We start from the raw sequence: 5,960 nt of genomic DNA, 5'->3' as shown, positions 1-5,960 counted from the left end.
ACCGCGTAGCGTCCGTCCGAGCCCACCGTGACCACGATCTCGGTGGGGTGGTGTGGGGGTGGCTCGGCGGTGGCCACGGGTAGCTTGACCTGCAGCGCGGTGGCCTGACTGAAGGTCGTAGTGAGCAGGAGAAAGATCAATACCACCAGCAGCATGTCGATGTACGGGATCAGGTTGATCTCCGGGTCTTCCCGGTTGCCGTGGCGGAAGTTCAGACAGCGCTCGCGCGGGATTAGGGCTGGGGTCAGCGGCGCAGGGTGAGCAGGTGGTGAACGAAGCGCTCGGCTCCCACCTCGAGCTGGAGCAGGAACGCATCTGCCCGGGCCCGGTAGTAGCGCCAGAAAATCAGCGCGGGGATGGCGATCATCAGGCCGAAGGCCGTGTTGTAGAGTGCGATCGAGATCCCATGCGCGAGCTGCGCCGGGTTTCCCCCACCTGGCTGCAACCCCCCAGGGCCGGCCTGCGAGCCGAAAATCTCGATCATCCCGATCACCGTCCCCAGCAGGCCCAGCAGCGGTGCTGCCGACGCTACGGTGGCCAGTGCGCCCAGATAGCGCTGCAACTGGGCGGCGGCCAAGCGGCCGGCGGCCTCCAGTCCGGCGCGCAACTCGGCCTCGGTGGCGCGGGGGTTGGCCTGCAGGGTGCGAAATCCACTGGCCAGTACCGCCCCGAGCAGCGAGTTGTCGGCCAGTTGATCGACCACGGCGGGCGGGGGCAGGCCATGCCGCGAAGCTTGGATGGCTTCGTCCACCAACTGCGGCGGGGCGATCCTATGGGTGCGCAGACTGATGGCGCGCTCGATGACCAGTGCTAGGCCGAGGATGGAGCACGCGATCAGCATCCAAATCGGCCAGCCGGCGGCTTGTATGATCGACAACAAGGGGAGGTCTCCTGGACGGCGGTCGCTGGGCGCATTATGGAGCAGACCCTGTGGGACGCAGCGAGGCAACCGCCTGCTCCAGACCCCTGGTCGAACTGTGGATAACCTTGTTCGTAACCCCTTGCTTGCTCTAGGGATTGGCCCGATGTGGACAGTGTGTGAACACAGATTTTCCTTCGGGGTGTCATAAAAATATCCTTCAAAACAATAGGTTGGCCATGATTTTCGAGAGCTGTGACGGTTGTGAACCCCGCGCCATGGGCAGGAGCGCACTGTGGGTAACCCCATGAGTAGGGCGTCCTTCGAACTGCCGGATGACGAACCTGCCTGGCCTGTGGGGGCCTTGGTGGCGGCTGTCGCCGATGCGCTACGGGCACGTTTCAACCCCGTGCGGGTGACCGGCGAAGTGGCGGGCTACCTGCGCGCGGGCAGCGGCCATGCCTACTTCACGCTCAAGGACGCGCAGGGTCAGTTGCGGTGCGCATTTTTTCGCCGCGCGGCCGAGGCCAGCCCCGTTGCCTTGCGCGACGGCCTGCGTATCGAGGTACTGGGGCGGCTGGATGTCTATGCCCCGCGTGGGGACCTGCAGCTGGTGGTCGAGCGCGTCCGTCTGGCCGGGCAGGGGGATCTGTACGAGCGGTTTTTGCGCCTGAAAGCGGCGCTGCAGGCCGAAGGTCTGTTCGAGTCGGCGCGCAAGCGGCCGCTGCCGGGGTTTCCGTCGAGCATCGGCGTCGTCACATCGCTCGACGCAGCGGCCCTGCGCGATGTGGCCGCCACCCTGGCGCGGCGGGTGCCGCATCTGCCAGTGCGCCTGTATCCCGCCGCGGTGCAGGGGGCGGACGCGCCGGCCCAGTTGTGTGCCGCGTTGCGCCGCGCTTACCAGGACCACCGCGACACGGGGGCGCCGGCTGTGCTGTTGCTGGTGCGCGGCGGTGGCTCGCTGGAGGACCTGTGGGCCTTCAACGACCCCGAGCTGGTGCGCACAATGGCCCAAGCGCCGATGCCCATCGTGTGCGGCGTCGGGCACGAGACGGATGTCACCCTGGCGGACTTCGTCGCAGATGTTCGGGCACCGACGCCGACCGCCGCGGCCGAGCTGTGCGCCCCTGCCGCCGCCACGCTGCGCGAGGCGCTGCAGCGCCAGGCCGAGCGCCTGCGCGCGGCACTGTGGCGCCGGTTCGACGCGCAGGCGCAGCACCTGGATCGGCTGGCGCAACGGCTGGCGCGGCCATCCGCCCTGACCGTCCGTGAGCGCGCCCGCCTGCAGGCCCACGAGCATCGGTTGGAGCGGATGCTGGCGCTGCGCATCGACCGGCAACGCCAGCACCTGCTGCGGCTGGAGCAGGCGTGGCAGTCGGCTTGGCGACGCGACACCGAACGGCGCCGGCTGCAGCTGGCGCACTGGGGTGCCCAACTGGCCCTATTGGACCCCCATCTGGTGCTGCAGCGGGGCTACGCCCTGGTCACCGACGCTCAAGGCCATGTCCTCACCCGCGCCGACCAAACAGCGCCAGATGCCCCCCTTCATGTGGCCCTGGCCGCAGGGCGGCTGGATGTGCGGGTGAGCGCCGTGCATCCCGAGGCGGTGCCGTGATCCGGCGGGCGCGACCGCGCTTGGGATCCCGCGCCTGCTCCGGGGACACGCAGAGCCTGCCATGCGGCCGCCATGGCCCTTCCCTACAATCCAACGAATCGACCACAACCCCAATGAGGACACGCCATGGAACATGCACTGCCCCCCCTGCCGTTTGCGATCGACGCCCTGGAGCCGCACTACTCCAAAGAGGCGCTGGAGTACCACCACGGCAAGCACCACAATGCCTACGTGGTCAACCTCAACAACTTGCAAAAAGGCACCGAGTACGAGTCGATGGCGCTGGAGGACATCATCCGCAAGGCGCCCAACCCCGGCCCAATCTACAACAATGCCGCGCAGGTTTGGAACCACACCTTCTTCTGGAACTGCATGAAGCCCAACGGCGGCGGTGAGCCGAGCGGCGCCCTGGCCGAAGCGATCCAGGCCAAGTGGGGCAGCTACGCCGCTTTCCGCGAGGCGTTCGTCAAGAGCGCGGTCGGTAACTTCGGCTCCGGCTGGACCTGGCTGGTCAAAAAACCCGACGGCAGCGTCGACATCGTCAACACCGGCGCCGCTGGCACCCCGCTGACCACCGCCGACCAGGCGTTGCTGACGGTGGACGTGTGGGAACACGCCTACTACATCGACTACCGCAACCTGCGCCAGAAATACGTCGAGACCTTTTTCGATAAGCTGGTGAACTGGGACTTTGCGCAAGCCAACTACGTCTGACGGCGTCGGTGTGCCCCACGCATGCGTGGGGTCCCGTGTGGGGACAGTCCCTCTCAATTCCCGCGAAACGGCCCGCCAGCCAGCCGAAAGCCCGGGCCAATGCCCCGTTTGGCAAACCAGCCCTGAGCCACCTCGAGCACATAACGCACGGGTTCGCGCGAACAGTGGCTGGTCTCGTCGAGCGGGCGCATGTCCGCCAGGTTGACGATGCGGCCATCGTCGGCGACGAAAGCGGCCGTCAGCGGCACATAGGTGTTGCGCATCCAAAAGCACTGCATTGCCGGCGCCTCGAAGACGAATAGCATGCCTTCGTTGGAGGCCAGTTCCCGCCGCCACATCAGACCCGTCGCGCGCTGCTCATGCGTGCGCGCCACCTGCGCATCGATCAGATGCATCCCCGCGCGCAATGTCACACGCGGCAAATCCGTCTGGGGCGCTCCCATAGAGGGGCTTCGCTGCGCGCCGGAGGGTTGCGCGGCTGCCGCGAACGTGGCGCACAGCCCCACTGCTGCGGTCAGCGCCGCCCAGGCCTTTTTGCTCAGAGCCGGCCTGCTGCGCTGCCACCGACTGGGCCGAGGGCGACGGTCACGGGCGGCTGTCCAGCAGTTCGGGAGGGGCATAGCGTCGGAGCTGCAAAATTTTTGTCGATAGAATGGATTTTAGAGCTCGGCGCCCAACCGGTGCTGAGGCGTATTACGCCTAACGGAGTCCCCGCTCATGTATCAACACATCCAAGTGCCCACTGAAGGCCAAAAGATCACCGTCAACGCCGACATGTCACTCAACGTGCCGGACAATCCGATCATCCCCTACATCGAGGGGGACGGCACCGGCTTCGACATCACCCCGGTCATGATCAAGGTGGTGGATGCGGCGGTGGCCAAGGCCTACGGCGGCAAGCGCAAGATCCACTGGATGGAGGTCTACGCGGGCGAGAAATCCACCCGTATCTACGGGCCCGACGTCTGGCTGCCGGAGGAGACCCTGCACGCCCTCAAGGAGTACGCGGTTTCCATCAAGGGCCCGCTGACCACCCCGGTCGGCGGCGGCATCCGCTCGCTCAACGTCGCGCTGCGCCAGGAGCTGGACCTGTATGTCTGCCTGCGCCCGGTGCGCTACTTCAAAGGCGTGCCCTCGCCGCTGAAAGAGCCGGAAAAGACCGACATGGTCATCTTCCGCGAGAACTCCGAAGACATCTACGCCGGCATCGAATACCCGGCGCAGAGCGACAAAGCCAAGAAACTGATCAGGTTCCTGATTGAAGAGATGGGTGTGACCAAGATCCGCTTCCCCGAGACCTCGGGCATCGGCATCAAGCCGGTCTCGATCGAAGGGACCGAGCGCTTGGTGCGCAAGGCCATCCAGTACGCCATCGACAACGACAAGCCCAGCGTGACGCTCGTGCACAAGGGCAACATCATGAAGTACACCGAAGGCGGCTTCCGTGACTGGGGCTATGCGCTGGCGCAGCGCGAGTTCGGCGCCGAGCCGATCGACGGCGGGCCGTGGTGCAAGTTCAAGAACCCCAAGACGGGCAAGGACATCATCATCAAAGACTCGATCGCCGACGCCTTTTTGCAACAGATCCTGCTGCGTCCGGCCGAGTACTCGGTCATCGCCACGCTCAACCTCAACGGTGACTATATCTCCGACGCGTTGGCGGCGCAGGTGGGCGGTATCGGTATTGCGCCGGGCGCCAATCTGTCCGACAGCGTGGCCTGTTTCGAGGCCACGCATGGCACGGCACCCAAGTACGCCGGCAAGGACTACGTCAACCCAGGCTCCGAAATCCTCTCGGCCGAAATGATGCTGCGCCACATGGGCTGGAAAGAGGCGGCCGATCTCATCATCAGCAGCATGGAAAAGGCCATCCAGAGCAAGCATGTCACCTACGATTTCGCGCGCCTGATGGAAGGCGCCACACAAGTGTCGTGCTCAGGCTTTGGACAGGTGATGATCGACCATATGTGAGCGCTGAGCGGCGAGCGCCGCGCGGGCCGAGGTGTGTCCGCGCCGTGCGCCGCTCGACGAAGCAAGCCTTGCGCCGAACCCGCCGCCCCTTGGGGCGGCGGTGTTTTTGGGCGACGAAGAGCCAAGCCGCATTCCCTGCGGGGGTGTCGAATTTATTGCAGAATCATCGCTATGGCTACGACACCCAAACAACCCGATCTGACCCCGAGCGTGCCCGCTGGCGGTGATGCGGTGGTGTTGGAGCGTCGCCGCCAGCGCCTGCAGCCGCCCAAGATGTACCAGGTCGTCCTGCTCAATGATGACTTCACGCCGATGGAGTTCGTCGTGCGCGTGCTGCAGGAGTTTTTCAACAAGGACCGCGAGACGGCGACCCAGATCATGCTCAAGATCCATGTGCACGGGCGCGGCGTGTGTGGTGTCTATACCCGCGATGTCGCCACCACCAAAGTCGAGCAGGTCATCCAGGCTGCACGGGCTGCAGGGCATCCGCTGCAGTGTGTGGCGGAACCCGTTGAATAACGAGGACTCTGCCCCACATACCCGATTGTGCCGGTGGATGCGTCGCGCTACAGTTGAAACCCGAAGTGAAGGAAGTGCCCCATGATTGCCCAGGAACTTGAAGTCAGCTTGCATATGGCCTTTGTCGAGGCCCGGCAGCAGCGGCACGAATTCATCACGGTCGAGCATCTGCTGCTGGCCCTGCTGGACAACCCCAGTGCCGCCGAGGTGCTGCGCGCCTGCAATGCCAACATCGATGATCTGCGCAAGTCGCTGACCACCTTCATCAAGGACAACACGCCC

General features: G+C 65.2%; 8 protein-coding genes. 5 read left to right on the top strand and 3 right to left on the bottom strand.

What is annotated here, in order from left to right; all coding sequences use genetic code 11:
- The coding region (locus tag P3W97_RS11015) for a biopolymer transporter ExbD (protein ID WP_300846693.1) at positions 1 to 215 on the bottom strand (215 nt) is incomplete at its 3' end.
- Positions 216 to 244: 29 nt separating this feature from the next.
- A complete protein-coding gene (locus tag P3W97_RS11010) occupies positions 245 to 880 on the bottom strand; it encodes a MotA/TolQ/ExbB proton channel family protein (protein WP_300846691.1) in 636 nt (211 codons plus the stop codon).
- Positions 881 to 1,166: 286 nt separating this feature from the next.
- Between P3W97_RS11010 and xseA the strand changes: the two genes are divergently transcribed.
- Positions 1,167 to 2,474, top strand: coding sequence for an exodeoxyribonuclease VII large subunit (gene xseA / locus P3W97_RS11005; RefSeq protein WP_300846689.1), 1,308 nt, complete (start codon positions 1,167 to 1,169; stop codon positions 2,472 to 2,474).
- A 126-nt stretch (positions 2,475 to 2,600) separates the two neighbouring features.
- Positions 2,601 to 3,188, top strand: coding sequence for a Fe-Mn family superoxide dismutase (locus P3W97_RS11000; RefSeq protein ID WP_300846687.1), 588 nt, complete (start codon positions 2,601 to 2,603; stop codon positions 3,186 to 3,188).
- 53 nt (positions 3,189 to 3,241) lie between these two features.
- On the opposite strand, the gene P3W97_RS10995 is transcribed toward P3W97_RS11000, so the two are convergent.
- On the bottom strand, positions 3,242 to 3,631 hold the full coding sequence (locus tag P3W97_RS10995) for a DUF192 domain-containing protein (RefSeq protein WP_300846685.1): 390 nt from the start codon (positions 3,629 to 3,631) through the stop codon (positions 3,242 to 3,244).
- 274 nt (positions 3,632 to 3,905) lie between these two features.
- Between P3W97_RS10995 and icd the strand changes: the two genes are divergently transcribed.
- From icd to P3W97_RS10980, 3 genes are all read left to right on the top strand, one after another.
- On the top strand, positions 3,906 to 5,159 hold the full coding sequence (gene icd, locus P3W97_RS10990) for an NADP-dependent isocitrate dehydrogenase (RefSeq protein ID WP_300846683.1): 1,254 nt from the start codon (positions 3,906 to 3,908) through the stop codon (positions 5,157 to 5,159).
- 171 nt (positions 5,160 to 5,330) lie between these two features.
- Entirely contained in the window at positions 5,331 to 5,678 is a 348-nt protein-coding gene (gene clpS / locus P3W97_RS10985) for an ATP-dependent Clp protease adapter ClpS (protein WP_300846681.1), read from the top strand.
- An 81-nt stretch (positions 5,679 to 5,759) separates the two neighbouring features.
- A partial coding sequence (locus tag P3W97_RS10980; protein WP_300846679.1) for a Clp protease N-terminal domain-containing protein occupies positions 5,760 to 5,960 on the top strand: 201 nt, incomplete at its 3' end.

Origin of the sequence: Tepidimonas sp. (assembly GCF_029335975.1) — a bacterium.
Classification (GTDB): Bacteria; Pseudomonadota; Gammaproteobacteria; order Burkholderiales; family Burkholderiaceae_C; genus Tepidimonas.
This window is presented reverse-complemented; position numbering and strand designations above follow the sequence as displayed.

What these genes read in the sequence shown, in the direction of transcription:
- xseA (WP_300846689.1), top strand. Translation starts at nt 1,167, where the DNA reads ATGAGTAGGGCGTCCTTCGAACTGCCGGATGACGAACCTGCCTGGCCT.
- P3W97_RS11000 (WP_300846687.1), top strand. Translation starts at nt 2,601, where the DNA reads ATGGAACATGCACTGCCCCCCCTGCCGTTTGCGATCGACGCCCTGGAG.
- P3W97_RS10995 (WP_300846685.1), bottom strand. Translation starts at nt 3,631, where the DNA reads ATGGGAGCGCCCCAGACGGATTTGCCGCGTGTGACATTGCGCGCGGGG.
- icd (WP_300846683.1), top strand. Translation starts at nt 3,906, where the DNA reads ATGTATCAACACATCCAAGTGCCCACTGAAGGCCAAAAGATCACCGTC.
- clpS (WP_300846681.1), top strand. Translation starts at nt 5,331, where the DNA reads ATGGCTACGACACCCAAACAACCCGATCTGACCCCGAGCGTGCCCGCT.